The following is a 1,127-nucleotide window of genomic DNA, read 5'->3' as shown; positions in this document are numbered from 1 at the left end:
AAGACATACGGTGGTTCAGCTCAGGCTTTCGATCAAATCGATAACGCGCCTGAAGAAAAAGCTCGTGGTATTACCATCTCTACATCTCACGTAGAGTATGACACTCCTACTCGTCACTACGCTCACGTAGACTGCCCAGGACACGCTGATTACGTTAAAAACATGATCACCGGTGCTGCTCAGATGGACGGCGCGATCCTAGTAGTAGCTGCGACTGATGGCCCTATGCCTCAGACTCGTGAGCACATCCTACTTGGTCGTCAGGTTGGTGTTCCTTACATCATCGTATTCATGAACAAATGTGACATGGTTGATGATGAAGAGCTTCTAGAGCTAGTAGAAATGGAAGTTCGTGAACTTCTTAGCGAATATGAATTCCCAGGCGATGACCTTCCAGTTATCCAAGGTTCTGCACTTAAAGCCCTTGAAGGCGATGCAGAATGGGAAAAGAAAATCATCGAACTTGGTGAAGCTCTTGATTCATACATCCCAGAGCCAGAGCGTGCTATCGATAAGCCGTTCATTCTTCCAATCGAAGACGTATTCTCAATCTCAGGCCGTGGTACAGTAGTAACGGGTCGTGTAGAGCAAGGTATTGTTAAAGTTGGTGAAGAAGTAGAAATCGTTGGTATCAAAGATACGACTAAGACGACTTGTACTGGTGTTGAAATGTTCCGTAAACTTCTAGACGAAGGTCGCGCTGGTGAGAACGTTGGTGTTCTTCTACGTGGTACTAAGCGTGAAGACGTTGAACGTGGTCAAGTACTAGCTAAGCCTGGTTCAATCAACCCACACACTAAATTCGAAGCTGAAGTATACGTACTAAGCAAAGACGAAGGTGGCCGTCATACTCCATTCTTCAAAGGCTATCGTCCACAGTTCTACTTCCGTACAACTGACGTAACTGGTGCTGTAGAGCTTCCAGAAGGCGTAGAGATGGTAATGCCTGGTGACAACCTTAAGTTCGTAGTAGAACTTATTGCACCAATCGCGATGGACGAAGGTTTACGCTTCGCTATCCGTGAAGGTGGCCGTACTGTAGGTGCTGGTGTTGTAGCTAAGATTCTTTAATCTAAGCAAACCAAAGCATAAAAAGAAGGCGCTCATTTGAGCGCCTTTTTTGTGTC

At 46.0% G+C, this 1,127-nt stretch carries 1 protein-coding gene; it reads left to right on the top strand.

What is annotated here, in order from left to right; all coding sequences use genetic code 11:
* Window positions 1–1,071 (top strand): elongation factor Tu (gene tuf, locus JKP82_RS20675; protein WP_218398579.1); only part of this gene is annotated, 1,071 nt, incomplete at its 5' end.
* Between the last annotated feature and the right edge of the window lie 56 nt (window positions 1,072–1,127).

It is taken from the genome of Alteromonas lipotrueae (genome assembly GCF_019249215.1).
GTDB lineage: Bacteria > Pseudomonadota > Gammaproteobacteria > Enterobacterales > Alteromonadaceae > Alteromonas > Alteromonas lipotrueae.
Note: the sequence above shows the minus strand (reverse complement) of the source record. Positions and strands in the feature narration are given on the sequence as shown.